Source organism: Stutzerimonas frequens (assembly GCF_024448335.1).
Lineage (GTDB): Bacteria > Pseudomonadota > Gammaproteobacteria > Pseudomonadales > Pseudomonadaceae > Stutzerimonas > Stutzerimonas frequens.
Genome location: NZ_JAMOHM010000007.1, coordinates 194,005 through 217,396, shown reverse-complemented (window position 1 = coordinate 217,396; position 23,392 = coordinate 194,005). Strand labels below are relative to the sequence as shown.

The following is a 23,392-nucleotide window of genomic DNA, read 5'->3' as shown; positions in this document are numbered from 1 at the left end:
TCCATCCAAGAACCAAAAGGCCGACCTAGGTCGACCCACCTACAACTAATAAGCGACGTCTAGAAACGCCTGATGCGTAGCCAGTGCGTGCGGACTGAAGACCAGCCAGGGTTGCTCGCGCTGGAAGACACCGTGAATGAACGGTTGAATCGACGCCTCGATCGGTGGCAGCTCCTCCGAGAAGGCCTCTACCGGAAAATGCTGCATGCCGAACACTTCGTCGACGGTCAGTCCGGCGAATACTTCCTGATGGTCTACCACCAACACCCTGCGCTGCTTGCGCAAGGCCGATAGCTCCAGCCCGAAATAGCCACACAGGTCCATCACCGGCAGCAGCCTGCCGCGAACGTTTGCCACACCCTTCACCCAGCTCTTGACGCCTGGCAACAAGGTATATCGCGGCTCGTGCAGGATCTCGCTGACCTCGCCCATCGGCGCGACGAACAGGCGTCCACCCATGCGGAAGCCGATCCCTCCCCAGGTCTGTACGGCTTCCTGCTGTGAAGGCAGGCCTGCCGCATGAATGCGGCATTGTCTATCTAGCTCCAGCAGGTGCTGAAACGGCGTTGGCATGTCAGCCATGCTGGCCACGTCCCTTTGTCCGAGTGTTGGCTACCCCGGCGTCAGCCCGCCAGAACGGCATTCAGGGTTTTCAGCAATGTCGCCTCGTCCACTGGCTTGGTCAGGTAATCCTTGGCGCCCTGGCGCTTGCCCCAGACCTTATCGGTTTCCTGATCCTTGGTGGTAACGATGATCACCGGAATGTGACTGGTTTCAGAATCTTTGGTCAGCTGGCGCGTGGCCTGGAATCCGTTCAGCCCGGGCATGACGATATCCATCAGCACGGCATCCGGTTTTTCCTGGCGAGCCAGAGCAACACCATCAGCCCCGTTCTCGGCCTTGAGCACCACATGCCCGTGCTTCTCCAGCATGGCGGTGAGCTTGTACATTTCTGTCGGTGAATCATCAACAATCAGAACGCGAGCCATGATTTCTCCATAGGAAGGCTTCAGCGGCAAACAATGCCGAACTTCAGGATGCTTGTTCCACCGGCGCGAAATCAGGGACGTGCGCCTTGATTGCGCCTAGCAGCTCTTCTTTGCTGAACGGCTTGGTGAGGTATTGATCGGACCCGACGATACGCCCTTTCGCCTTGTCGAAGAGGCCATCTTTGGAAGACAGCATGATCACCGGCGTCGACTTGAAGGAACTGTTGTTCTTGATCAGTGCACAGGTCTGATAGCCGTCCAGCCTGGGCATCATAATATCGACGAAGATGATACGAGGATGAGTATCTGCAATCTTGGCGAGCGCATCGAAACCGTCAACAGCGGTGATGACATCGCAACCTACTTTCTTCAGCAGGGTTTCAGCGGTGCGACGAATCGTCTTCGAATCGTCGATCACCATGACCTTCAAGCCCTCGGAGTGCTGTTCCATTTCGCCCTACCATCGCCTCGGTGAGTCGTAGTTTATCGTTATGTCAGTGCGCTGGAGGCCCTGTCATCGATGGGCTGCACCCAATCGCCGGACCTTTTTAGCACACTCCTTCTGGCCATGCTATCAGCCGCAAAAGCATGCCAATTTTCCTTGACCGAGTGCACAACCACGGCCAATCTGCAGCGACCAATCGAGCCACCAGCAGCGCGATGCTGCCCCATGCCGGAGAAACCTCATGACCGTTCGCGTCGGGATCATCATGGACCCTATCGCGCAGATCGCCTTCAAAAAGGACAGCTCGCTCGCCATGCTGCTTGCTGCCCAGGCGCGAGGCTGGACGCTGTTCTACATGGAACAACGAGACCTTTACCAGCTCGGCGACCAGGCGCGCGCGCGCATGTGTCCGCTTCGAGTGTTCAACGACCCACAGAAATGGTTCGAAACAGGCGACGAGTTCGACTCGGCGCTAGGCGAGCTCGACGTCATCCTCATGCGCAAGGACCCGCCGTTCAATAGCGAGTACGTCTACGCCACCTACCTGCTGGAGCTGGCAGAGAAAGCCGGAACGCTGGTGGTCAACCGCCCGCAGAGCCTGCGCGACTGCAACGAGAAGTTCTTCGCCACGCAGTTTCCACAGTGCACGCCACCGACCCTGGTCAGCCGGCGCGCCGACATTCTCCGCGAGTTCGCTCGGGAGCACCGTGACATCATTCTCAAACCCCTTGACGAGATGGGCGGCGCCTCGATCTTCCGCCATCGTGAAGGCGATCCGAACCTGTCGGTGATCCTCGAAGTGCTGACCGAGCATGGCGGCCGGCAGATCATGGCTCAGCGCTATATCCCCGCGATCAAAGACGGCGACAAGCGCATCCTGATGATCGACGGCGAGCCGGTGCCGTACTGCCTCGCTCGGATCCCGGCCGCCGGCGAGACCCGCGGCAATCTGGCCGCCGGCGGACGCGGCGTGGCGCAGCCTCTGTCGGATCGCGATCGCGAAATCACAGCGATCGTCGGGCCACAGCTGCGCGCGCGCGGCCTGTTGTTTGTCGGCCTGGATGTCATCGGCGATTACCTCACCGAAATCAACATCACCAGCCCGACCTGTATCCGGGAAATCGACAACGCCTTCGACACCCGCATCGGCGAGCGCCTGATGGATGCCATCGCGAGCAAGCTGCAAGCTTGAACCAGCTAACAGCTTTGAGCTTGGCGCTTGCGACTCCAAGCTCAAAGCCGGCAGACTGCGCGGCACTTCGAGCCGACCTGACCTGCGATGAACGCTGCTATTCGCCAACCTGCGCCTGAAACCACCCGTGCCCGTCCGGCGGACAGGCTCGGCTTCACGCTGTTTCTCGCTGCAGCCTTGCACCTGGCATTGATCCTCGGCCTTGGATTCACGCTGTCGGAGCCGAAGCAGATCAGCAAGACGCTCGAGATCACGCTGTCGACATTCAAGAGCGAAGAGAAGCCGAAGGATGCCGACTTCCTCGCCCAGGATAATCAGCTGGGCAGCGGCACGCTGGAGCACAAGGCTTCGCCGAAGACCACCGAACAGGCCCCTTTCCAAGACACCGAAGTGCGCAAGGTAACGCCGCCAGCGGCGCCACCACAGAGCACTAGCCCGGCGCCGGCCAAGACCGTGGTAACCACTCGCAGTCGCCAGCCGGAAAAAGCCGAGGTCAAACAGCAAACCCAGCCACAACCCAAGGCCCAGCCGGCGCCGGCATTCGACAGCTCGCAACTGAGCGCCGAGATCGCCAGCCTCGAAGCAGAGCTGGCGCAGGATGTGGAGCGCTACGCCAAGCGACCCCGCGTCAGCCGGCAGAACAGTGCGGCCACCATGCGCGACATCAGCGCCTGGTACCGCGACGAATGGCGCAAGAAGGTCGAACGCATCGGCAATCTCAACTATCCGGACGAGGCGCGTCGCCAGCAGATATATGGCAGCCTGCGCATGCTGGTGACCATCAACCGGGACGGCACCGTTCAGGAATTGCGGGTAATCGAATCGTCCGGTCAACCGGTACTCGACGACGCAGCACTGCGCATTGTTCGCTTGGCGGCACCCTTTGCGCCGTTCACCGGCGAACTGGCGCAGAAATTCGACCAGGTCGAGATCATCCGCACCTGGCGCTTCGAACGGGGCGATAGGCTTTCTAGCCGCTGAGCCGCCCGTCCCGCCGGAGGCCTCGTCAAGCACTGATGCGTCCCGTTCGGAGCTTGCCGCAGCCCTGCAACAGGGGCGAATCGCCACGCTTGGTAACCCTCGAAGCTGTAGCCGGAATGCGGTGCAACGCTTAAGCTAACGCGCATGAAAAGCACCGCGCCCAGCTACCTCAAGCACCACTTCCTGATCGCCATGCCACAGATGGCCGATCCGAACTTCGCCCAGACGCTGATCTACCTGATCGAGCACGGCGCAGAAGGCGCCATGGGCCTGATCATCAACCGCCCAAGCGGACTGAGCCTGGCCGACATACTCGAACAGCTACGCCCCGACGAGCCGGTTCCCCCCCTGTGTGAAAACCTGCCGATCTTTTCTGGCGGCCCGGTACAGACCGATCGCGGCTTCGTCCTGCATTCGCCGGAGCAGCAATTCCAGGCCACCCTTTCGCTCGGCCCGCTTGGCATGTCGACATCACAGGACGTGCTCTTCGCGATCGCCGACGGCCAGGGACCTCAGCGCCACTTCGTCGCCCTGGGCTATGCAGGGTGGGAGGCCGGTCAGCTGGAAGCGGAGCTGGCAGACAATACCTGGCTGAGCTGTGCCGCCGATCCGGACATTCTGTTCGACCTGCCTTACGATCAGCGCCTGAACGCAGCCGCAGCGTCCCTCGGGGTCGATCTGCGCCTGCTCAGCACCCAGGTCGGCCACGCATGAGCGCCCCGCGACTGCTGCTCGGGTTCGATTACGGCACCAAGCAGATCGGCGTGGCTGTTGGCCAGGCCATCACCGGGCAGGCGCGCGAGCTCTGCGTACTCAAGGCTCAGAACGGTGTGCCGGACTGGCAGCAGATCGAAGCACTGCTACGCGAATGGCAGCCCGACGCACTGGTGGTCGGCTTGCCACTGAACATGGACGGCAGTCCCAGCGACATGAGTGCTCGGGCGGAGAAGTTCGCCCGACGCCTCAGCGGTCGCTTCAGCCTGCCGGTGCACACCCACGACGAACGCCTGACCACATTCGAAGCCAAGGGCGAGCGCCTGCGTCAGGGCCAGCACGGCGGCTATCGTGAGCGCCCGGTCGATGCCCTGGCCGCCGCACTACTGCTGGAAGGCTGGCTGAACGATCACGCCGCCGTCTGAGCCAGCCCTGAAGGAGACCCCATGATCCTGCCCAACCCCGAACAGCTTCTACCCGAGATGGCCGCCGCATTGGCGCAGCATCTGAGCGAACGCGATATCCAGCAGCCGCGCTTCATCGGCATTCGTACCGGCGGCGTCTGGGTCGCCCAGGCGCTGCTCGAAGCCCGCGGGCAGCACGAACCGCTCGGCATCCTCGACGTGTCCTTCTATCGCGACGACTTCATCCAGAAAGGCCTACACCCGCAGGTACAGCCCTCCGAGCTGCCGTTCGAGATCGAAGGCCAGCATCTGGTGGTGGTCGATGACGTACTGATGACCGGCCGCACCATCCGCGCCGCACTGAACGAGCTGTTCGACTACGGACGGCCGGCCAGCGTGACGCTCGTCTGCCTGCTCGACCTCAACGCCCGCGAACTGCCGATCCGCCCCGACGTGGTCGGTGCCACCCTGTCGCTGGCACCGGAACAGCGCATCAAGCTGCTCGGGCCAGCGCCGCTGGCACTGGAACCTCAGCTGCTGGAAGCCCACCCGTCCTGAGCGAGCCTGCCGAACCCCGAACCCATCGTCCATCACCCGCCGCCCACCGAGACCTGCGATGACGCCCACTGACGCCAAGCGCCCGCTACAGCTGAACGACCAAGGCCAGCTGCGCCACTTTCTCTCCCTCGACGGCCTGCCCCGCGAGCTGCTCACCGAGATCCTGGACACTGCCGACTCCTTCCTCGAGGTCGGCGCGCGGGCGGTGAAAAAGGTCCCGCTGCTGCGCGGCAAGACCGTCTGCAACGTGTTCTTCGAGAATTCCACGCGTACCCGCACCACGTTCGAACTGGCGGCACAGCGACTCTCGGCGGACGTCATTACGCTCAACGTCTCCACCTCCTCGACCAGCAAGGGCGAGACCCTGACCGATACCCTGCGCAATCTCGAGGCCATGGCCGCGGACATGTTCGTGGTGCGCCATGCCGATTCCGGGGCCGCGCATTTCATCGCCGAACATGTCTGCCCCGAGGTGGCGGTGATCAATGGCGGCGATGGGCGCCATGCCCACCCGACCCAGGGCATGCTCGACATGCTCACCATTCGCCGACACAAGGGCGGTTTCGAGAACCTCTCGGTGGCCATCGTCGGCGACATCCTGCATTCGCGGGTGGCCCGCTCGAACATGCTGGCCCTGCGCACCCTGGGCTGCCCCGATATCCGCGTGATCGCGCCGAAAACCCTGCTGCCCGAGGGCATCGAGCAATACGGCGTACGCGTATTCACCGATATGAACGAAGGGATGCGCGATGTCGACGTGGTGATCATGCTGCGCCTGCAGCGCGAGCGCATGCAGGGCGGCCTACTGCCCAGCGAAGGCGAGTTCTACAAACTCTACGGCCTGAACACTCAACGTCTTGAACTGGCCAAGCCGGATGCCATCGTCATGCACCCAGGGCCGATCAACCGCGGCGTGGAGATCGAGTCCGCGGTGGCCGACGGGGCGCAGTCGGTCATTCTCAATCAGGTTACCTACGGCATCGCCATCCGCATGGCCGTGCTGTCCATGGCGATGAGCGGCCAGACCGCGCAGCGTCAGATCGATTCCGAGTCCGTTTCCGAGGAGCAGCAGTGATGGTGGCAACAAGAATCCTCGGCGCGCGCGTTATCGACCCCAGCAGCGGGCGCGACGAAGTCGCCGATATCTTCCTGCAGGACGGCAGGATCACGGCCATCGGCCAGGCGCCAGCCGGCTTCGAGGCCCAGCGCAGCATCGATGCGCAGGGGCTGATTGCCGCCCCGGGACTGGTCGATCTGTCCGTGGCACTGCGCGAACCCGGCTACAGCCGCAAGGGCAGCATCGCCAGCGAGACCCTGGCCGCCGCAGCCGGCGGAATCACCAGCCTGTGTTGCCCGCCGCAGACACGGCCGATACTGGATACCGCGGCGGTGGCCGAACTGATCCTCGACCGCGCCCGCGAATCGGGGCACGCCAAAGTTTTTCCCATCGGCGCGCTGACCCGCGGCCTGGCCGGGGAACAGCTGTCCGAACTGGTCGCATTGCGTGAAGCCGGCTGCGTCGCCTTCGGCAACGGCCTCACCGAATTCGCCAGCAACCGCAACCTGCGCCGCGCCCTGGAGTACGCCGCCACCTTCGATCTGACGGTGATCCTCCATTCCCAGGACAGCGACCTCGCCGAAGGCGGCCTCGCTCATGAAGGCGCGGCCGCGAGTTTCCTCGGCCTCTCCGGCATTCCCGAGACCGCGGAAACCGTGGCGCTGGCGCGCAACCTGCTATTGGTGGAGCGTTCCGGTGTGCGCGCGCACTTCGCCCAGCTGACCAGCGCGCGTGGCGCGGAGATGATCGCCCAGGCCCAGGCCCGCGGGTTGCCGGTCACGGCCGACGTGGCAATGTATCAGCTGATACTCACCGACGAAGCGTTGCACGGCTTCTCCAGCCTGTACCACGTGCAGCCGCCGCTGCGCAGCGCGGCGGATCGCGATGGCCTGCGCGAGGCGGTCAGGGCGGGCGTGATCTCGGCGATTTCGAGCCACCATCAACCGCACGAAGCCGATGCCAAACTGGCACCGTTCGGCGAGACCGAAGCAGGCATCAGCAGCGCGGAGATACTCCTGCCGCTGGCGATGACGCTGGTGGACGATGGCCTGCTCGACCTGCCGACCCTGCTGGCGCGCCTCAGCAGCGGCCCCGCCGCCGCGCTGCAGCTGTCAACCGGCACGCTGCAGGCCGGTCAGGCCGCCGACCTGGTGTTGTTCGATCCGCACCGCTCGACCCTAGTCGGCGAAAGCTGGTACTCGAAAGGTCGCAACTGCCCATTCATGGGCCACTGCCTGCCGGGCTCGGTGCGCTACACGCTCGTCGACGGCCACATCAGCTACCAGGCCTGAACGCCGGTGGCCGGGGCGGCGGCTCGCTCGCCCCGGCCCGTAGCTTCTCGGCCGGCGTCAGACCCGCGCGCGATTACGCTCCGATATCTGTGTGTTCAGCGTCCAGAAGTCATAGAGCACGCCGATGAAGAACAGCCCGCCGGTGAACAGGTAGAGGATGCCGGTGATCCACTTGCCTTGGTACATGCGGTGCACGCCGAAGACGCCCAGGAAGGTCAGCAGGATCCAGCCCACCGTGTAATCGATAGGCCCCGGCTGAAAGCGCAGATCCGCTTCACGATCCATCGACGGGATCAGGAACAGGTCGATGATCCAGCCGATGAAGAACAGCCCAAGGGTGAAGAACCAGATGGTGCCGGTGATCGGCTTGCCATAGTAGAAGCGATGGGAGCCGAGAAAGCCGAAGATCCATAGGAGATAGCCGATCAGCGTGCTGTGAGTGTTCTGCTGCATCCGAACCTCGATGTGCGATTGATGAGTGGTCTCCAGCTTATCCGAAAGCCCATCGAAGAGCCCCGCCAGATGGCTCTTGCCGGTTCGATTCGTCGTGATACTGTATATGCAAACAGTATCACGAGCCGGATCATGCAGCTGATCGACAAACTCAGCGTACTCGCCGACGCCGCCAAGTACGACGTGTCGTGCGCCAGCAGCGGCACGCCGAAGCGCTCCTCCAAAGGTAAGCGCGGGCTTGGCGCCACCAACGGCATGGGCATCTGCCACAGCTTCACCCCGGACGGTCGGTGCGTGTCGCTGTTGAAGATTCTGTTGACCAACTTCTGCCTGTACGACTGCCAGTATTGCGTCAATCGACGCTCCAGCGACGTGCCACGCGCGCGCTTCACGCCGGAGGAGGTGGTCGAGCTGACGCTGGATTTCTACCGGCGCAACTGCATCAGCGGCCTGTTCCTCAGCTCAGGCATCATCCGCTCGGCCGACTACACCATGGAGCAGCTGGTGCGCGTCGCCAGACTGCTGCGCGACGAGCACGAGTTTCGCGGCTACATCCACCTGAAGACGATTCCCGATGCCGACCCATTGCTGATCGCCGAGGCCGGCCGCTACGCCGATCGGCTCAGCGTTAATATCGAACTGCCGACCGAGACCAGCCTGATCCGCCTGGCGCCGGAGAAGCAGGTGCTGACCATCAAGCAGGCCATGCACACCATTCACCAGGGCGAGGCCGAGGCGAGCACGGAGAAGCGCGCGCCGCGCTTCGCGCCTGCCGGGCAGAGCACGCAGATGATCGTCGGCGCCGATGACACCGACGACCGCACCATTCTGCATACCGCACAGTCCCTCTATGGCGACTACCGCTTGCGGCGTGTCTACTACTCGGCGTTCAGCCCCATCCCGCACAGTCCGAAGACCGTACCGTTCGCCGCGCCGCCCCTGTTGCGCGAGCATCGGCTGTACCAGGCGGACTTTCTCATGCGCGGCTACGGCTTCTCGGCCGGCGAATTGCTCAGCGGGCCCGGCAACCTGGCCCTCGATGTGGACCCGAAGCTGGCCTGGGCGTTGGCTAACCGGGAACATTTCCCGATCGATCTCAACCGTGCCGAACCGACCATGATCGCCCGCGTTCCCGGCATCGGCGTGCTCAGTGCCAAGCGCCTGGTGGACCTGCGGCGACACAAGCGCATCCGTTTCGAGGACCTGACCCGCCTGCGCTGCTCGCTGGAGAAGGCCAAGCCGTTCATCGTCACCCAGGACTATCGACCCAGCCTCGCCGGGCAGGAATCGGCGGCATTGCGGCAGCACCTGCGCGATGGCACGCCGACGCAGATGGCGCTCTGGTGATGCGCACGGTGCACTTCGACGGCAGCTTCCAGGGCTGGCGAGACGCAGCGCGGGCGCTGCTGCAGGAGCGGATCGCGCCGCATGAATTGAACTGGGCAAGCGGCGGTGACGCCGGCTTGTTCGATGAGCCAATGTCCGCGTCAGCGGCCACGGATGGGCCGCGCATTCGGATCCCCCGCCAGCTGCTCGAAGAGCTGGAGATGGCCGCCCGCTTTCGCACCGATCAGCGCTGGAGCCTGCTGTATCGCGTGCTCTGGCGGGTTGCCCAAGGTGACGCCAGCGCCAGAATGGCAGGCGATGCCGATGGCAGCGAGCTGCATAGCCGGATCAAGGCGGTTCGGCGGGAGGCGCACCATCTGCATGCCTTCCTGCGCTTCAGCCCGCTGGAGAGCGGCGATGGGCCTCGGCATGTGGCTTGGTTCGAGCCGGCGCACGACGTGCTGCCATGGGCGGCAGGGCATTTCGCCGAGCGCATGGGTGAGAACAGCTGGATGATCGCGACACCGGAAGAAGGTGTTTGCTGGGATGGCCAGGAGCTGTACTACACCCGACCCTGTCCACCACAGTGGCAGCAGCTGGCGCAGAACGCTGCCGATCCCGGCGGCGAACTCTGGAAGACGTATTACGAAAGCACCTTCAACCCGGCCCGACTGAACCGCAGCGTGATGGAAAGCAACCTGCCGGTGCGGTTCTGGAAGAACCTGCCCGAAGGCATGCTGATTCCCGAGTTGATGAGCCGCGCACGCGCCGGTGCGCAGCGTGACGGCCAGGCCGAGCGCGTGGCTGGCCGGCATGGCAAGCGCATCGGCCGGCGACCGGGCTAAGGTCGATTAACGGAAGCGCCGACCCGGATCGTCGTCGCTGACCTCCAGACTCAACCCCTGCGAAACGGTGGTCAGGTGCTCGCCGTCGGTTTCCGAACCCAGCTTGATTAACAGCCGCAGGTCGTTGGCCGAGTCGGCGTGCAACAGCGCATCTTCGTAGGTGATCTCGCCCTGCACATAGAGGTTGTACAGCGCTTGGTCGAAGGTCTGCATGCCCAGCTCGGTGGAGCGCTTCATCAGCGATTTCAGCTCGTGCACCTCGCCCTTGCGGATCAGGTCGGCCGCCAGCGGCGTATTGATCAGCACCTCGATCACCGCACGACGACCCTTGCCGTCCGGGGTCGGCACCAGCTGCTGGGCGACGATGGCCTTGAGGTTGAGCGACAGATCCATCCAGACCTGGTTGTGCCGATCCGGTGGGAAGAAGTTGATGATGCGGTCCAGCGCCTGGTTGGCGTTGTTGGCGTGCAGCGTGGCCAGGCACAGGTGTCCGGTTTCGGCGAACGCTACGGCATAGTCCATTGTCTCGCGGGTACGAATCTCGCCGATGAGAATCACGTCCGGCGCCTGGCGCAGCGTGTTCTTCAGTGCCACCTCGAAAGAGCTGGTATCGATGCCGACTTCGCGCTGGGTAACGATGCAGTTCTGATGCTGGTGGATGAATTCGATCGGGTCTTCGATGGAGATGATGTGGCCGCTGGAGTTCTTGTTGCGGTAGCCGATCATCGAGGCCAGCGAGGTCGACTTGCCAGTGCCGGTGGCGCCGACGAACAGCACCAGACCACGCTTGGTCATCGACAGCTTCTTGAGAACGTCAGGCAGCTTCAGCTCTTCGATTGTCGGAATGTTGGTCTCGATGCGACGCAGCACCATGCCGGCCAGGTTGCGCTGATAGAACGCACTGACACGGAAGCGACCGATCCCACGGGCACTGATGGCGAAGTTGCATTCGTGATTTTCGGTGAACTCGCGACGCTGCTGCTCGTTCATCACGCCGTGCACGGTTTCCCGGGTCATCTCCGGTGACATGGCGGTCTTGCTCACCGGCATGATCTTGCCGTTGACCTTCATCGAGGGCGGCACGCCCGCCGTGATGAACAGATCGGAGCCGCCCTTTTCCACCATCAGGCGCAGAAGTTTCTCGAATTCCATCGTCATACTCGCAATCGTGGCAAGCGCCGCACCGAGCGGCGTCCGGGGTTGTCAGGCGTTCTAGAAATTCTCTGGCTGCTTGGCCTTCTCGCGCGCGCTGTCGCGGCTGATCAGGCCCTTGGCCAGTAGCCCCTTGAGACACATGTCCAGGGTCTGCATGCCCAGCGAACCGCCGGTCTGGATCGCCGAGTACATCTGCGCCACCTTGTCCTCGCGGATCAGGTTACGGATCGCCGGCGTACCGATCATGATCTCGTGGGCCGCCACGCGACCGCCACCAACTTTCTTCAGCAGCGTCTGCGAGATCACAGCCTGCAGGGATTCGGAGAGCATCGAGCGGACCATGGACTTCTCTTCGGCCGGGAACACGTCGACCACACGGTCAATGGTCTTGGCGGCCGAGGTGGTGTGCAGGGTGCCGAACACCAGGTGACCGGTTTCCGCGGCCGTCAGCGCCAGGCGGATGGTTTCCAGGTCGCGCATCTCGCCGACCAGGATGATGTCCGGGTCCTCACGCAGGGCCGAGCGCAGGGCTTCGGAGAAGCCGAGGGTATCGCGGTGTACCTCGCGCTGGTTGACCAGGCATTTCTTCGATTCGTGAACGAATTCGATGGGGTCTTCGATGGTAAGGATATGGTGGTATTTGGTGTTGTTTAGATAGTCGAGCATCGCCGCCAGGGTAGTCGACTTACCCGAACCGGTCGGCCCGGTGACCAGCACCAACCCGCGCGGCACGTCGGTGATCTTGCGGAAGACCTCGCCCATGTTGAGGTCTTCCATGGTCAGCACCTTGGAAGGAATGGTCCGGAACACCGCGCCCGATCCGCGGTTCTGATTGAACGCGTTGACGCGGAACCGCGCCACGCCCGGCACCTCGAACGAGAAGTCGGTTTCGAGGAATTCCTCGTAATCCTTGCGCTGCTTGTCGTTCATGATGTCGTAGATCAGCGCATGCACCTGCTTGTGGTCCATGGCCGGCAGGTTGATGCGCCGCACGTCGCCATCGACGCGGATCATCGGCGGCAGGCCGGCGGAAAGGTGCAAATCCGACGCACCCTGCTTGGCGCTGAAGGCCAGCAGTTCTGTGATATCCATGGGACTCCCCAATTACAAGCAAGCAGGTAGAATGCCGCGCAGACCCCAAGGCAGCGGGCGCAAGTAATGTCCACGATAGAGAAGAATATTGCAAAGGTCGCAGCGCGCATCCGTGAGGCGGCGCAAGCTGTGCATCGCGACGCTGCCACGGTCGGCCTGCTGGCCGTGAGCAAGACCCAGCCAGCCGCCGCCATTCGCGAGGCGTTCGCTGCCGGTCTGCGCGATTTCGGCGAGAACTATCTACAGGAAGCGCTGGATAAACAGGTCGAACTGGACGACCTGCCATTGATCTGGCATTTCATCGGTCCCATCCAGTCGAACAAGACCAAAGCCATCGCCGAGCACTTCGACTGGGTGCATTCGGTGGACCGCTTGAAGATCGCCCAACGCTTGTCCGACCAGCGCCCCGCCACGCTGCCGCCACTGAACGTCTGCCTGCAGGTCAATCTCAGTGGCGAGGCCAGCAAATCGGGTTGTACTCCGCAGGAGTTAGGGCCGCTGGCCGAGGCCGTCGCTGCGATGCCTCAGCTGCGTCTGCGCGGCCTGATGTGCATCCCGGCCCCCACTGAGGACCCTGCCGAGCAGCGCGCTGCCTTCGCCCGCCTGCGGCTGTTGCGCGACGAGCTGGCACTGGACCTGGATACGCTGTCCATGGGCATGAGCCAGGATCTCGAAGCGGCCATTGCCGAAGGTGCGACCTGGGTTCGCATCGGCACCGCTCTCTTCGGCGCTCGTGACTACGGCCGCCCTCAATAAAGGAATTGCTATGACCACTCCCCGCATCGCCTTCATCGGCGCCGGCAACATGGCCGCCAGCCTGATCGGCGGCCTGCGCGCCCAGGGCTTCCCCGCCGACGCCATCCGCGCCAGCGACCCCGGCGCCGAACAGCGCGCGAAGATCAGCGCCGAACACGGTATCCAGACCTTCGCGCAGAATGCCGAAGCACTGGCTGGCGCCGATGTGGTGGTGCTGTCGGTCAAGCCGCAGATGATGCAGGCCGTCTGCCGCGACCTGGCCGCCCACCTCGAACATGGGCCGCTGATCGTGTCCATCGCCGCCGGCATCAGCTGTGACAGCTTGCAGCGCTGGCTCGGCCCGCGACCGCAGGCGATCGTGCGCTGCATGCCCAACACCCCCGCGCTGCTGCGCCAGGGCGTCAGCGGGCTGTTCGCCAACGCCCAGGTCAGCGCCGAGCAGAAGCGGCAGGCCGAACAGCTGCTGTCAGCCGTCGGCATGTCGCTGTGGCTCGACGAGGAGCACCTGATCGATGCGGTGACCGCCGTTTCCGGCAGTGGTCCGGCCTATTTCTTCCTGCTGATCGAGGCGATGACGGCGGCCGGCCAGCAGCTCGGCCTGCCTCGCGAAACCGCCGCGCAATTGACCCTGCAGACCGCGCTGGGCGCTGCGCGCATGGCTTGCGAGAGCGATGTCGATGCCGCCGAACTGCGGCGTCGCGTCACCTCGCCGAACGGAACCACCGAAGCGGCGATCAAAGCCTTCCAGGCGGGCGGCTTCGAGCAATTAGTGCAGCAGGCGTTGAACGCGGCCGCACAGCGCTCGGCCGAGCTGGCCGAACAACTGGGTCAATAAGGAGCATTCATGTCCCAACTCTCGCAAGCCCTGATTCTCGTCATCCAGACCCTGGGCAGCCTCTATCTGCTGATCGTGCTGCTGCGCTTCATCCTTCAGCTGGTACGCGCCGACTTCTACAACCCGCTCAGCCAGTTCATCGTCAAGGCCACCCATCCGCTACTGCGCCCGATGCGCCGAATCATTCCTAGCATGGGCTCGCTGGACCTGTCCTCGCTGGTCCTCGCGATCACCGTGCAAATGGTGCTGATGGCGCTGATCCTGCTGATCGCCTACGGCACCACCGGCAATCCGCTGCTACTCCTTGTCTGGGCGCTGGTGGGCATCACCGGGCTGTTCCTCAATATTTTCTTCTGGGCGCTGATCATCAGCGTGATCCTCTCCTGGGTCGCACCGGGCAGCCACAACCCCGGCGCTCAGCTGGTCAGCCAGATCTGCGAACCGGTGCTGATGCCGTTCCGCCGCCTGCTGCCGAACCTCGGCGGTCTGGATATTTCGCCGATCTTCGCCTTCCTGGCGATCAAGCTGCTGGACATGCTGGTGGTGAACAACTTGGCGACGATGACCCACATGCCGAACATCCTGCGCATGCTCATCTGAGACACCGTTCAAGATTTGCTGTCAAAGCGGCAGCGGGGGCGGAAATGCGCCTCGGCTTGCCGCCTGGCTGCACGTAGACTCCATTCGCTCGGTTGTTTCCATCCTGCCTCGCCTGCTGAATGCGGAGATGTGAACGAGTACATCGACACGCCTTCGAGCCCTGCGATGACCGTTCGTGCGCCCTGCTCGCCCGTCCGGCGTAGCAGGCTCCGACTGAATTGACGTCATGCCGGCGGGCCCGATAATCGCCGGACATACGTCCAGGAGCTGGATGAGCATGGAACGACTCGATCGACAAGTGGATGCCTACGTCACCTGGAAGCGCGACCTGATCCGCGAGATCACCCGCTACCGCAGCTGGCTGGCACACAACCGCCTCAACAGCGAAGCGGTCGATGCCCGCCTGGAACGCGCCTTGCGGGTCCTGCGTACCGACCACATCACACTGGCTTTCGTCGGCGAGTACTCGCGCGGCAAGACCGAGCTGATCAACAGCCTGTTCTTTTCCAACTACGGCCAACGCATCCTGCCTTCGCGCGCCGGGCGCACCACCATGTGCCCCACCGAGCTGTTCTTCGACCCGCGCTCGGAGCGCTCCTATATCCGCCTCCTGCCCATCGAGTCGCGCCTGGAAGACACCAGCATCGCCCAACTCAAGCGGACCCCGCGATTGTGGCTGCACCTGCCCCTCGACCCGCAGGACCCGGACAACATGGCCGAAGCCTTTGCCCAGGTCGCACTGACCAAGGCCATGCCGGCGGAGCAGGCGATCCAGCTCGGCTTCGACCCCGCCACCCTGGAAAGCGCGGACGGCAGCGATCATGTACGGGTGCCGGCCTGGCGACATGCAATGGTCAACTTCGATCACCCGCTGCTGCGTCAGGGCCTGCGCATTCTCGATACCCCCGGACTCAATGCGCTGGGCAGCGAGCCGGAACTCACCCTGTCAATGCTGCCCAATGCCCAGGCGATCATATTCCTGCTGTCGGCTGACGCCGGTGTCACCGCCAGCGACATGCAGATCTGGCAGCAGCACATCCGTCAGCTCGACGAAGACACGCAGAACAGTCTTTTCGCCGTGCTGAACAAGATCGACGTGCTCTGGGACGACGTCGCCGGCGAAGACTTCGTGCAGAACGCCATCGAGCAGATCCGCCAGAGCACCGCGCAGCAGCTGGGCATCGACCCGGCTGACGTGATGCCGCTGTCGGCCAAGCAGGCGCTGATGGCCAAGATCCGCGGCGACCAGGCACTGCTCGAGCGCAGCCAGCTGGAGCAGCTGGAACGCCTGCTCAGCCAGCGAATCCTGACGCACAAGGAACAGCTGCTCGAGGAACAGGTCGTGCATCAGGTGCTGGCCTTGCTGCAGAACAGCCAGCACACGCTCCGCCTGCGCCTGGAAAAGGTCATCGAGCAGCGCGACCTGCTCGCCAGCCATCAGATGGGCAGCGGGCAGATGCTGCTCGAGCTCACCGCGCGCACCCGCCACGACCATAATCGTCACCACAAGCGCCTGCTCGATCTGAAGACCAACCAGCGCCTGCTGCAACGTCAGGGGGACCTGTTGCGTACGGCGATACGTGCCGAGCGCCTCGAAGAGCATCTGACCCGCCTGCGCCGCAGCCTGACCGGCAGCCTGACCACGCTGGGCATCAACCTGGCGATCCTGCACTTCTTCCGCTCCGTGGAGCAGGACCTGGGAATCCTCGAGCAGGAGGCCGAACGTGCCAACAAGATGGTCTCGGCCATCTATCGTCGGCACAACGAAGAAAATCCGTTGCACGGCATCGACCCGCCTCTGTTCCAGTTGCAGCCTTACCAGCGCGAGCTGCATACCCTGCAAACCAAGGCCGATCAGTTCCGCCTGCAACTCAAGACCCTGCTCACCGAGCAGCGCACCCTGACCCGGCGCTTTTTCGCCACCCTGGTCCAGGAAGTCATCGGTCTGCACCAGCGTTTGCGCCAGGAGGCCGAACAGTGGGCTGGCGAGGCCCTGATGCCACTGTTGCAGTACTCGCTCGAACACAAGCAACAGCTGGAAACCCACATCCTGAAGCTCAAGTCGCTGGCCAGCGAAAGCCAGCAGAACAGCCAGCGCGGCCAGCTGCTGACCCGCTACAGCGGCGAACTGGAGCAACAACTGGCGCAGGCCACGGAAATGCTCCGTGCGTTGCGCCGACCGGCGCCGCTACGGCGGCAGGGCAAGGTCGTCAGCCTGACCAACGCGCAGATCAGCTAAAGCTCCCGCCATTTCATCGCAGCCAGCGAGGAAATGGCGAGAGCCCCGCTCGCTGTTGCATTTCAGGATGAATTGCGCCGCGCTTACCTTTAGACTTTGCCGCCTTCCTCAAGCAAGAGCCAGGGTCGATGCCCACTGCAATTCCCGCCGATTCCGTTGGCCTGGTGAGTCCGCAGGTCGCGCATTTTGCCGAACCACTGACACTCGCCTGCGGCCGCACGCTGGCCGACTACCAGCTGATCTACGAAACCTACGGCGAGCTGAACGCCGCGCGCAGCAATGCCGTGCTGATCTGCCATGCGCTGTCCGGCCACCATCATGCGGCCGGCTACCACAGCGTGGACGACCGCAAGCCTGGCTGGTGGGACTCGTGCATCGGTCCGGGCAAGGCCATCGATACCGAGCGCTTCTTCGTCGTCAGCCTGAACAATCTGGGCGGCTGCAACGGCTCCACCGGTCCCAGCAGCACCAATCCGGCCAGTGGCAAGCCCTACGGCGCCGACTTCCCGGTGGTCACGGTGGAGGACTGGGTGCATAGCCAGGCACTGCTTGCCGACCGGCTCGGCATCACCCAGTGGGCTGCGGTGGTCGGCGGCAGCCTGGGTGGCATGCAGGCGCTGCAGTGGACCATCAGCTACCCCGAGCGGGTGCGTCACTGCCTGGCCATCGCCTCGGCGCCCAGGCTGTCGGCACAGAACATCGCCTTCAACGAGGTCGCGCGCCAGGCGATCCTCTCCGACCCCGAGTTCCACGGCGGGCACTTCCAGGAGATGGGCGTGATCCCCAAGCGCGGGCTGATGCTGGCGCGCATGGTCGGCCACATCACCTACCTGTCCGATGACGCCATGGGCACCAAGTTCGGCCGCGGGCTGAAGAGCGAGAAGCTGAACTACGACTTCAACAGCGTCGAGTTCCAGGTCGAAAGCTACCTGCGCTACCAGGGCGAGGAGTTTTCCGGGCGTTTCGACGCCAACACCTACCTGCTGATGACCAAGGCGCTGGACTACTTCGACCCGGCGGCAGCCAATGATGACGACCTGGCCAAGACCTTCGAGGTCGCCCAAGCACGCTTCTGTGTGATGTCCTTCACCACCGACTGGCGCTTCTCGCCGGAACGCTCGCGGGAAATCGTCGACGCGCTGCTCGCCGCGCGCAAGGACGTCTGCTACCTGGAGATCGATGCGCCGCAGGGCCACGACGCCTTCCTGATTCCCAACCCCCGCTACCTGCAAGCCTTCCGCGGTTACATGAACCGCATAGCCGTATAAGGAACGAAGATGCGCGCCGATCTGGACATCATCCAAGACTGGATTCCGGCCGGCAGCCGAGTTCTCGACCTCGGCTGCGGCAATGGCGAGCTGCTGGCCTGGCTGCGTGACCACAAGCAGGTCAGCGGCTATGGCCTGGAAATCGACCCGGACAACATCGCCGCCTGCATCGACAAGGGCGTCAACGTCATCGAGCAGAACCTCGACCTGGGTCTGGGCAACTTCGCCAGCGACAGCTTCGACATGGTGGTGATGACCCAGGCGCTGCAGGCCGTGCATTACCCCGACCAGCTGTTGAAGGAAATGCTGCGCGTCGGCCGCCAGTGCATCATCACCTTCCCCAACTTCGGCCATTGGCGTTGTCGCTGGTACCTTGCGAGCAAAGGCCGCATGCCGGTGTCGGAGTTCCTCCCCTACACTTGGTACAACACGCCGAACATTCACTTCTGCACGTTCGAAGATTTCGAGAGGCTGTGTCTGGAAAGCGGTGCCAGAGTACTCGAACGCCTGGCCGTCGACCGCGATCACAGGCATGGCTGGGCCAGTCGACTATGGCCGAATCTGCTGGGTGAAATCGGCATCTACCGCGTCACCGGGCCGTCCCGCTGAGCGGTTCAACGCTGGAGGTAAGCATATGAAACGCGTCCTGATCGGCCTGTTGGCCGCACTCCTCACATTGCCGGCGCTGGCCGAGCGCAAGCACAGCGTCGGCGAATACGACATCCACTACAGCGCCTTCAATTCTGGCTTTCTGCAGCCGGACATTGCCGCCGCCGCAGGACTCACGCGCAGCAAGACCCAGGGCGTGGTCAACGTCTCGGTGATCAAGGGCGGCAAGCCGGTCGCGGCGCAGGTCAGCGGTGTAGTGAAGAACCTGCTCGGACAGGATCGCGCGCTGGGCTTCAAGCAACTCAAGGAAGGCGACGAGGCGATCTATTACCTCGCGCAGTTCCCCTTCGACTCGCAGGAAACCCTGCGTTTCGCTCTCACCGTACAGCCGACCGGCGCCGAGCCGTTCAGCTTCGAGTTCACCCAGGAATTCTTCCCCGACCGATGATGCCTTTTTCCGAACTGGTGCTGGCCAGCCACAATGCCGGCAAACTCAAGGAACTCCAGGCCATGCTCGGCGACACCGTGCGCGTACGCTCGGTGGCCGAGTTCAGCCGCGTGGAGCCGGAAGAGACCGGCCTGTCGTTCATTGAGAACGCCATTCTCAAGGCGCGCAATGCGGCACGGATCTCCGGCCTGCCGGCGCTCGCCGATGACTCCGGCTTGGCGGTCGACGCTCTGGGCGGCGCACCGGGCATCTACTCGGCGCGCTACGCCGATGGCCAGGGCGACGCAGCCAACAATGCCAAGCTGCTGCAGGTGCTGCGCGACGTGCCGGATGCCGAGCGCGGCGCGCAGTTCGTCTGCGCCCTGGCCCTGGTGCGACACGCCGACGATCCGCTGCCGATCATCTGCGAAGGCCTCTGGCATGGCCGCATCCTGCATGCGCCGCGCGGCGAGCACGGCTTCGGCTACGACCCGCTGTTCTGGGTACCGGAGTGCGACTGCTCCAGCGCCGAGTTACCCGCCGAGCAGAAGAACCAGCTCAGCCACCGCGCACGCGCCATGGCCCTGCTCAAGCAGCGGCTGGGGATATGATCGCCGCAAGCCCCATGCCTGCATCCGGCCAGGGCCGCTTCGAACTGCCGCCCCTGGCGGCGTACGTCCATATTCCCTGGTGCGTGCGCAAGTGCCCGTACTGTGACTTCAACTCCCACGCAGCCGGCCCTGAGCTGCCAGAAGAGGCCTATGTCGCCGCGCTGCTGGCCGATCTTCGCGCGGATCTCGAGCACGTCCAGGAACGCCGGCTAAGTTCGATTTTCTTCGGCGGCGGTACGCCAAGCCTGTTTTCCGCCAAGGCACTGGCGGCGATCGTCGACGGGCTGGAGCGGCTGGTCGGCTTTGCCGAGGACATCGAGATCACCCTGGAGGCCAATCCGGGGACGTTCGAGCAGGCCAAATTCCGCGACTACCGCCAGCTCGGCATCAACCGGCTGTCCATCGGCGTGCAGAGTTTCCAGGCCGACAAGCTCAAGGCGCTGGGGCGCATCCACGATGGCGACGAAGCGATTCGCGCCGCCGACATGGCCCGCGCCGCAGGCTTCGACAATTTCAACCTGGACCTCATGCACGGTCTGCCGGACCAGAGCCTGGAAGATGCGTTGAGCGACCTGCGCATCGCCATCGCCCAGCAACCGACGCACCTGTCCTGGTACCAGCTGACGCTGGAGCCGAACACGGTGTTCTGGAGCCAGCCACCGCAGCTGCCCGAAGACGACATCCTCTGGGACATCCAGGAAGCCGGCCAGGCGCTGCTCGGCGAGCATGGCTATCGCCAGTACGAGACCTCGGCCTACGCCCAGCCCGGGGGACAGGCGCGGCACAACCTGAACTACTGGACCTTCGGCGACTTCCTCGGCATCGGCGCCGGCGCCCACGCCAAGCTCAGCCATGCCGACGGCCGCATCCTGCGCAGCTGGAAGACCCGCCTGCCGAAGGACTATCTGGATCCGGGCAAGGCCTTCCGCGCAGGCGAAAAACAGTTGACAGCGGACGAGCTGCCCTTCGAATTCCTGATGAATGTGCTGCGCCTCACCGACGGCGTACCGGCCATGCTGTTCACTCAGCGCACCGGACTGGCGCTGGATGTGCTCGCCAAGCCACGGCGCGACGCCGAAGCGCGCGGCCTGCTCTCGGCTGATCCGGCACGCCTGGTGGCAACGCCGAAGGGCCAGCTGTTTCTCAACGACCTGCTACAAAGCTTCCTGCCTTAAGGACCCTGCATGGATTTGCTACTCGACCTGATCGTCACGCTGTCGCGCTGGAGCCGCAGCCACCTGTCCGATATTTCCCTGGCACTGATGGCGACCCTCTTCGTGCTGTTCGGGCCGGCAATCAATACCTGGGTAAAGGGCGCGGTCAGCAGCCTGAATTTCTTTTTCCGCACGCTGATCTTCGTGCTTGTCTGCGCGGTCGGCTATGGCCTGGCCATCGTCTTTCTCACGCCGTGGATGACCCAGGGCCTGGCGCACCTGAACAACTACAGCCTGGCGCCGGTACTGCTGCTGATCTTCTTCCTCATCGGTGTGATCGCCGACCGCAATTAACGCCGCTCAGCCCTCGCGCAGGAAGCGGTCGAGATCGACCGCCTCGCCGGGCTGCAGATGCAGCTGCTCGCGCAGATCCGCATACAGCGGGTCATACAGGCCATGAAAGCCGAACAGGATATCCTGCCTGACCTGTACGCCATGCGCGCGCAGGCACTGCCTTACCCGTTGCAGGAAGTTGCAGGCGACATCCCGATGCATCCGGAAGCGCTCGTCGATATGCAGCTGACCGGCTTCGACGCAGAGATGAAAGCAGGCCCACTCCGGTCTCGGCTCGGCGCCTTCGACGTGATAGTCAAGAGTCAGGCGATAGCCGGGCCGCACATCGGTCGGCAGCCGGCTGATTTCCACATGTCCGGGTCTGAACACCGTTTCCCCCTCGTCGCGCCTGAGCGCTCGATAACTGACACCGAGGCTGGCCGCATTCGTCGCAGCGCAACCGGCCCAGAGCATCCTTGCACCGCTACATCCATACTTTCTTGACGCCTGTCATCACCGCATCGCACGGGCAGGCATTCAATGGTCCCGCTACGCACGGTCTTCGCAGGAGACAGGGTTATGGCCACGACCTCAAAGCAACTGAAGCTCAGCGCACTGGTGGCGCTGGTGATGGGTTCGATGATTGGCGGCGGAATCTTCTCCCTGCCGCAGAACATGGCGGCCAGTGCCAGCGCCGGCGCCATCCTGATCGGCTGGGCGATCGCCGCGGTGGGCATGCTGACCCTGGCGTTCGTCTTCCAGAGCCTGGCCAACCGCAAGCCGGAACTCGACGCCGGCGTGTACGCCTATGCCAAGGCCGGTTTCGGCGACTACATGGGCTTCTCGTCCGCCTGGGCTATTGGATCAGCGCCTGGATCGGCAACGTCAGCTACTTCGTGTTGCTGTTCAGCACCCTCGGCTACTTCGTACCGATGTTCGGCGAGGGCAACACCCTGCCGGCGGTGATCGGCGCCTCGCTGGTGCTGTGGGGCGTGCATTTCCTCGTCCTGCGCGGTATCCGCGAGGCGGCGTTCGTCAATCTGGTCACCACCATCGCCAAGATCGTGCCGTTGATCCTGTTCATCGTGATCACCGCGCTGGCCTTCCGCCTGGACGTGTTCACCGCCGACTTCTGGGGCCGCGGCAACCTCGAGCTGGGCAGCGTCATGCAGCAGGTGCGCAACATGATGCTGGTGACGGTGTGGGTGTTCATCGGCATCGAGGGCGCCAACGTGTTCTCGGCCCGCGCCGAACGCCGCAGCGATGTCGGGCGCGCCACGGTCATCGGTTTCTACAGCGTGCTCGCGCTGCTGGTCCTGGTTAACGTGCCCTCCATGGGCATCATGAGCCAGGCCGAGCTGGCGGGCCTGAAGAACCCTTCCATGGCAGGCGTGCTGGAGCAGGTGGTCGGTCGCCGGGGCGCGGTGCTGATCAGCGTCGGCCTGGTGGTTTCGCTGGCCGGTGCCCTGTTGTCCTGAACCCTTCTGTGTGCCGAGATTCTCTTCGCCGCCGCCCGTGACCACACCATGCCGAGCTTCCTGCGCAAGGAAAACGCCCGCCACGTTCCGGTCAACGCGCTGTGGCTGTCCAACGGGCTGATCCAGCTGTTCCTGATCATCACCCTGTTCAATGCCTCCACCTACCTCAGCCTGCTCTATCTCGCCACCTCAATGATCTTGGTGCCGTACTTCTGGTCGGCGGCCTATGCATTGCTGCTCGGGGTTCGCGGCGAGGGATACGCGAACGCCGCGGGTGAACGGCGCAAGGACACGCTGATCGCCGCCGTCGCTACGCTGTATGCCGTGTGGCTGGTCTACGCCGGTGGCATGCAGTACCTGCTGCTGTCGGCGCTGCTCTATGCGCCGGGGGCACTGTTCTTCGCCAAGGCCAAGCGCGAACTGGGACAGCCGGTATTCAGCGGCATCGAGAAGCTGATCTTCGCTGCCGTGCTCGTCGGTGCGGTGATCGCGGCCTATGGTCTGTACGACGGTTTCCTGTCCCTCTGACCGGCGCAGCAACGCGCCCTCTCGCCAAGGCCACAAGCGGCGGCGAGCCAC

General features: G+C 63.7%; 26 protein-coding genes and 1 pseudogene. 20 read left to right on the top strand and 7 right to left on the bottom strand.

Annotation, left to right across the window (positions count from 1 at the left end; all coding sequences use genetic code 11):
• Nucleotides 1-45: 45 nt before the first annotated feature.
• Genes NAO55_RS12430 through pilG form a run of 3 tightly spaced genes read right to left on the bottom strand, consistent with a single transcriptional unit; the run spans nucleotide 46 to nucleotide 1,440 of the window.
• Nucleotides 46-582, bottom strand: coding sequence for a chemotaxis protein CheW (locus NAO55_RS12430; protein ID WP_017245424.1), 537 nt, complete (start codon nucleotides 580-582; stop codon nucleotides 46-48).
• A gap of 41 nt (nucleotides 583-623) precedes the next feature.
• Nucleotides 624-989: a twitching motility response regulator PilH gene (pilH, locus tag NAO55_RS12425; RefSeq protein ID WP_003297216.1), complete on the bottom strand. Its 366-nt coding sequence runs from the start codon at nucleotides 987-989 to the stop codon at nucleotides 624-626.
• Between the two features lie 43 nt (nucleotides 990-1,032).
• Nucleotides 1,033-1,440, bottom strand: a complete 408-nt coding sequence (gene pilG / locus NAO55_RS12420) for a twitching motility response regulator PilG (protein ID WP_003282729.1) — start codon at nucleotides 1,438-1,440, stop codon at nucleotides 1,033-1,035.
• A gap of 235 nt (nucleotides 1,441-1,675) precedes the next feature.
• Here pilG and gshB point away from each other — a divergent pair, with 235 nt between their 5' ends.
• The 7 genes from gshB (at nucleotide 1,676) to NAO55_RS12385 (ending at nucleotide 7,632) form a co-directional block, all read left to right on the top strand.
• Nucleotides 1,676-2,626 (top strand): glutathione synthase, encoded by a 951-nt coding sequence (gshB, locus tag NAO55_RS12415; RefSeq protein ID WP_102838895.1) that lies wholly within the window; start codon nucleotides 1,676-1,678, stop codon nucleotides 2,624-2,626.
• 87 nt (nucleotides 2,627-2,713) lie between these two features.
• Entirely contained in the window at nucleotides 2,714-3,607 is an 894-nt protein-coding gene (locus NAO55_RS12410) for an energy transducer TonB (protein ID WP_102838896.1), read from the top strand.
• Between the two features lie 144 nt (nucleotides 3,608-3,751).
• Nucleotides 3,752-4,321, top strand: coding sequence for a YqgE/AlgH family protein (locus NAO55_RS12405; RefSeq protein WP_102838897.1), 570 nt, complete (start codon nucleotides 3,752-3,754; stop codon nucleotides 4,319-4,321).
• A complete protein-coding gene (gene ruvX, locus NAO55_RS12400; protein ID WP_017245428.1) occupies nucleotides 4,318-4,746 on the top strand; it encodes a Holliday junction resolvase RuvX in 429 nt (142 codons plus the stop codon). The genes NAO55_RS12405 and ruvX overlap by 4 nt, the downstream gene beginning before the upstream one ends.
• A gap of 21 nt (nucleotides 4,747-4,767) precedes the next feature.
• Nucleotides 4,768-5,283: a bifunctional pyr operon transcriptional regulator/uracil phosphoribosyltransferase PyrR gene (pyrR, locus tag NAO55_RS12395; RefSeq protein ID WP_102838898.1), complete on the top strand. Its 516-nt coding sequence runs from the start codon at nucleotides 4,768-4,770 to the stop codon at nucleotides 5,281-5,283.
• A gap of 58 nt (nucleotides 5,284-5,341) precedes the next feature.
• Entirely contained in the window at nucleotides 5,342-6,358 is a 1,017-nt protein-coding gene (locus tag NAO55_RS12390) for an aspartate carbamoyltransferase catalytic subunit (RefSeq protein ID WP_017245430.1), read from the top strand.
• The gene (locus tag NAO55_RS12385) at nucleotides 6,358-7,632 is read left to right on the top strand and encodes a dihydroorotase (protein WP_102838899.1); all 1,275 of its coding nucleotides are present in this window, start codon (nucleotides 6,358-6,360) and stop codon (nucleotides 7,630-7,632) included. Before NAO55_RS12390 ends, NAO55_RS12385 begins: the two co-directional genes overlap by 1 nt.
• 57 nt (nucleotides 7,633-7,689) lie before the next feature.
• Here NAO55_RS12385 and NAO55_RS12380 read toward each other — a convergent pair whose 3' ends face one another.
• A complete protein-coding gene (locus tag NAO55_RS12380) occupies nucleotides 7,690-8,085 on the bottom strand; it encodes an NINE protein (protein WP_017245432.1) in 396 nt (131 codons plus the stop codon).
• A gap of 132 nt (nucleotides 8,086-8,217) precedes the next feature.
• Here NAO55_RS12380 and NAO55_RS12375 point away from each other — a divergent pair, with 132 nt between their 5' ends.
• Entirely contained in the window at nucleotides 8,218-9,432 is a 1,215-nt protein-coding gene (locus NAO55_RS12375; RefSeq protein ID WP_102838900.1) for a putative DNA modification/repair radical SAM protein, read from the top strand.
• Complete coding sequence (locus NAO55_RS12370) at nucleotides 9,432-10,256, top strand: TIGR03915 family putative DNA repair protein (protein ID WP_102838901.1); 825 nt, start codon at nucleotides 9,432-9,434, stop codon at nucleotides 10,254-10,256. The genes NAO55_RS12375 and NAO55_RS12370 overlap by 1 nt, the downstream gene beginning before the upstream one ends.
• A 6-nt stretch (nucleotides 10,257-10,262) precedes the next feature.
• Here the strand turns inward: NAO55_RS12370 and NAO55_RS12365 are convergent, their stop codons facing one another.
• Together NAO55_RS12365 and pilT are read right to left on the bottom strand one after the other, a co-directional pair.
• Complete coding sequence (locus NAO55_RS12365; RefSeq protein WP_026006585.1) at nucleotides 10,263-11,408, bottom strand: PilT/PilU family type 4a pilus ATPase; 1,146 nt, start codon at nucleotides 11,406-11,408, stop codon at nucleotides 10,263-10,265.
• A 60-nt stretch (nucleotides 11,409-11,468) separates the two neighbouring features.
• Nucleotides 11,469-12,503: a type IV pilus twitching motility protein PilT gene (gene pilT, locus NAO55_RS12360; protein ID WP_017245436.1), complete on the bottom strand. Its 1,035-nt coding sequence runs from the start codon at nucleotides 12,501-12,503 to the stop codon at nucleotides 11,469-11,471.
• A 66-nt stretch (nucleotides 12,504-12,569) separates the two neighbouring features.
• Here pilT and NAO55_RS12355 point away from each other — a divergent pair, with 66 nt between their 5' ends.
• From NAO55_RS12355 to NAO55_RS12310, 10 genes are all read left to right on the top strand, one after another.
• A complete protein-coding gene (locus tag NAO55_RS12355) occupies nucleotides 12,570-13,259 on the top strand; it encodes a YggS family pyridoxal phosphate-dependent enzyme (RefSeq protein WP_102838902.1) in 690 nt (229 codons plus the stop codon).
• Nucleotides 13,260-13,269: 10 nt separating this feature from the next.
• Complete coding sequence (gene proC, locus NAO55_RS12350; RefSeq protein WP_102838903.1) at nucleotides 13,270-14,094, top strand: pyrroline-5-carboxylate reductase; 825 nt, start codon at nucleotides 13,270-13,272, stop codon at nucleotides 14,092-14,094.
• 9 nt (nucleotides 14,095-14,103) lie between these two features.
• Complete coding sequence (locus tag NAO55_RS12345; RefSeq protein ID WP_102838904.1) at nucleotides 14,104-14,694, top strand: YggT family protein; 591 nt, start codon at nucleotides 14,104-14,106, stop codon at nucleotides 14,692-14,694.
• A 271-nt stretch (nucleotides 14,695-14,965) separates the two neighbouring features.
• A complete protein-coding gene (locus NAO55_RS12340) occupies nucleotides 14,966-16,933 on the top strand; it encodes a dynamin family protein (protein ID WP_102838905.1) in 1,968 nt (655 codons plus the stop codon).
• 128 nt (nucleotides 16,934-17,061) lie between these two features.
• Nucleotides 17,062-18,201 (top strand): homoserine O-succinyltransferase MetX, encoded by a 1,140-nt coding sequence (metX, locus tag NAO55_RS12335; protein ID WP_063540684.1) that lies wholly within the window; start codon nucleotides 17,062-17,064, stop codon nucleotides 18,199-18,201.
• A gap of 9 nt (nucleotides 18,202-18,210) precedes the next feature.
• Nucleotides 18,211-18,810 carry a methionine biosynthesis protein MetW gene (metW, locus tag NAO55_RS12330; RefSeq protein ID WP_102838906.1) on the top strand — a complete coding sequence of 200 codons (600 nt, stop codon included), beginning with the start codon at nucleotides 18,211-18,213 and terminating at the stop codon, nucleotides 18,808-18,810.
• A 25-nt stretch (nucleotides 18,811-18,835) separates the two neighbouring features.
• Nucleotides 18,836-19,258 carry a DUF4426 domain-containing protein gene (locus NAO55_RS12325; RefSeq protein WP_102838907.1) on the top strand — a complete coding sequence of 141 codons (423 nt, stop codon included), beginning with the start codon at nucleotides 18,836-18,838 and terminating at the stop codon, nucleotides 19,256-19,258.
• Nucleotides 19,255-19,848 (top strand): RdgB/HAM1 family non-canonical purine NTP pyrophosphatase, encoded by a 594-nt coding sequence (gene rdgB / locus NAO55_RS12320; RefSeq protein WP_102838908.1) that lies wholly within the window; start codon nucleotides 19,255-19,257, stop codon nucleotides 19,846-19,848. The genes NAO55_RS12325 and rdgB overlap by 4 nt, the downstream gene beginning before the upstream one ends.
• On the top strand, nucleotides 19,845-21,023 hold the full coding sequence (gene hemW, locus NAO55_RS12315; RefSeq protein WP_102838909.1) for a radical SAM family heme chaperone HemW: 1,179 nt from the start codon (nucleotides 19,845-19,847) through the stop codon (nucleotides 21,021-21,023). Before rdgB ends, hemW begins: the two co-directional genes overlap by 4 nt.
• 9 nt (nucleotides 21,024-21,032) lie before the next feature.
• Entirely contained in the window at nucleotides 21,033-21,356 is a 324-nt protein-coding gene (locus tag NAO55_RS12310) for a DUF3392 domain-containing protein (protein ID WP_003303164.1), read from the top strand.
• Nucleotides 21,357-21,362: 6 nt separating this feature from the next.
• On the opposite strand, the gene NAO55_RS12305 is transcribed toward NAO55_RS12310, so the two are convergent.
• Complete coding sequence (locus NAO55_RS12305) at nucleotides 21,363-21,725, bottom strand: DUF5064 family protein (protein ID WP_256070196.1); 363 nt, start codon at nucleotides 21,723-21,725, stop codon at nucleotides 21,363-21,365.
• Between the two features lie 189 nt (nucleotides 21,726-21,914).
• Here NAO55_RS12305 and arcD point away from each other — a divergent pair.
• Nucleotides 21,915-23,341 (top strand): annotated as a pseudogene (gene arcD, locus NAO55_RS12300) (arginine-ornithine antiporter).
• Nucleotides 23,342-23,392: the final 51 nt, after the last annotated feature.

Bases quoted from the DNA above. Each gene is read 5' to 3' on its own strand.
- NAO55_RS12430 (WP_017245424.1), bottom strand. From the start codon at position 582: ATGGCTGACATGCCAACGCCGTTTCAGCACCTGCTGGAGCTAGATAGA.
- pilH (WP_003297216.1), bottom strand. From the start codon at position 989: ATGGCTCGCGTTCTGATTGTTGATGATTCACCGACAGAAATGTACAAG.
- pilG (WP_003282729.1), bottom strand. From the start codon at position 1,440: ATGGAACAGCACTCCGAGGGCTTGAAGGTCATGGTGATCGACGATTCG.
- gshB (WP_102838895.1), top strand. From the start codon at position 1,676: ATGACCGTTCGCGTCGGGATCATCATGGACCCTATCGCGCAGATCGCC.
- NAO55_RS12410 (WP_102838896.1), top strand. From the start codon at position 2,714: ATGAACGCTGCTATTCGCCAACCTGCGCCTGAAACCACCCGTGCCCGT.
- NAO55_RS12405 (WP_102838897.1), top strand. From the start codon at position 3,752: ATGAAAAGCACCGCGCCCAGCTACCTCAAGCACCACTTCCTGATCGCC.
- ruvX (WP_017245428.1), top strand. From the start codon at position 4,318: ATGAGCGCCCCGCGACTGCTGCTCGGGTTCGATTACGGCACCAAGCAG.
- pyrR (WP_102838898.1), top strand. From the start codon at position 4,768: ATGATCCTGCCCAACCCCGAACAGCTTCTACCCGAGATGGCCGCCGCA.
- NAO55_RS12390 (WP_017245430.1), top strand. From the start codon at position 5,342: ATGACGCCCACTGACGCCAAGCGCCCGCTACAGCTGAACGACCAAGGC.
- NAO55_RS12385 (WP_102838899.1), top strand. From the start codon at position 6,358: ATGGTGGCAACAAGAATCCTCGGCGCGCGCGTTATCGACCCCAGCAGC.
- NAO55_RS12380 (WP_017245432.1), bottom strand. From the start codon at position 8,085: ATGCAGCAGAACACTCACAGCACGCTGATCGGCTATCTCCTATGGATC.
- NAO55_RS12375 (WP_102838900.1), top strand. From the start codon at position 8,218: ATGCAGCTGATCGACAAACTCAGCGTACTCGCCGACGCCGCCAAGTAC.
- NAO55_RS12370 (WP_102838901.1), top strand. From the start codon at position 9,432: ATGCGCACGGTGCACTTCGACGGCAGCTTCCAGGGCTGGCGAGACGCA.
- NAO55_RS12365 (WP_026006585.1), bottom strand. From the start codon at position 11,408: ATGGAATTCGAGAAACTTCTGCGCCTGATGGTGGAAAAGGGCGGCTCC.
- pilT (WP_017245436.1), bottom strand. From the start codon at position 12,503: ATGGATATCACAGAACTGCTGGCCTTCAGCGCCAAGCAGGGTGCGTCG.
- NAO55_RS12355 (WP_102838902.1), top strand. From the start codon at position 12,570: ATGTCCACGATAGAGAAGAATATTGCAAAGGTCGCAGCGCGCATCCGT.
- proC (WP_102838903.1), top strand. From the start codon at position 13,270: ATGACCACTCCCCGCATCGCCTTCATCGGCGCCGGCAACATGGCCGCC.
- NAO55_RS12345 (WP_102838904.1), top strand. From the start codon at position 14,104: ATGTCCCAACTCTCGCAAGCCCTGATTCTCGTCATCCAGACCCTGGGC.
- NAO55_RS12340 (WP_102838905.1), top strand. From the start codon at position 14,966: ATGAGCATGGAACGACTCGATCGACAAGTGGATGCCTACGTCACCTGG.
- metX (WP_063540684.1), top strand. From the start codon at position 17,062: ATGCCCACTGCAATTCCCGCCGATTCCGTTGGCCTGGTGAGTCCGCAG.
- metW (WP_102838906.1), top strand. From the start codon at position 18,211: ATGCGCGCCGATCTGGACATCATCCAAGACTGGATTCCGGCCGGCAGC.
- NAO55_RS12325 (WP_102838907.1), top strand. From the start codon at position 18,836: ATGAAACGCGTCCTGATCGGCCTGTTGGCCGCACTCCTCACATTGCCG.
- rdgB (WP_102838908.1), top strand. From the start codon at position 19,255: ATGATGCCTTTTTCCGAACTGGTGCTGGCCAGCCACAATGCCGGCAAA.
- hemW (WP_102838909.1), top strand. From the start codon at position 19,845: ATGATCGCCGCAAGCCCCATGCCTGCATCCGGCCAGGGCCGCTTCGAA.
- NAO55_RS12310 (WP_003303164.1), top strand. From the start codon at position 21,033: ATGGATTTGCTACTCGACCTGATCGTCACGCTGTCGCGCTGGAGCCGC.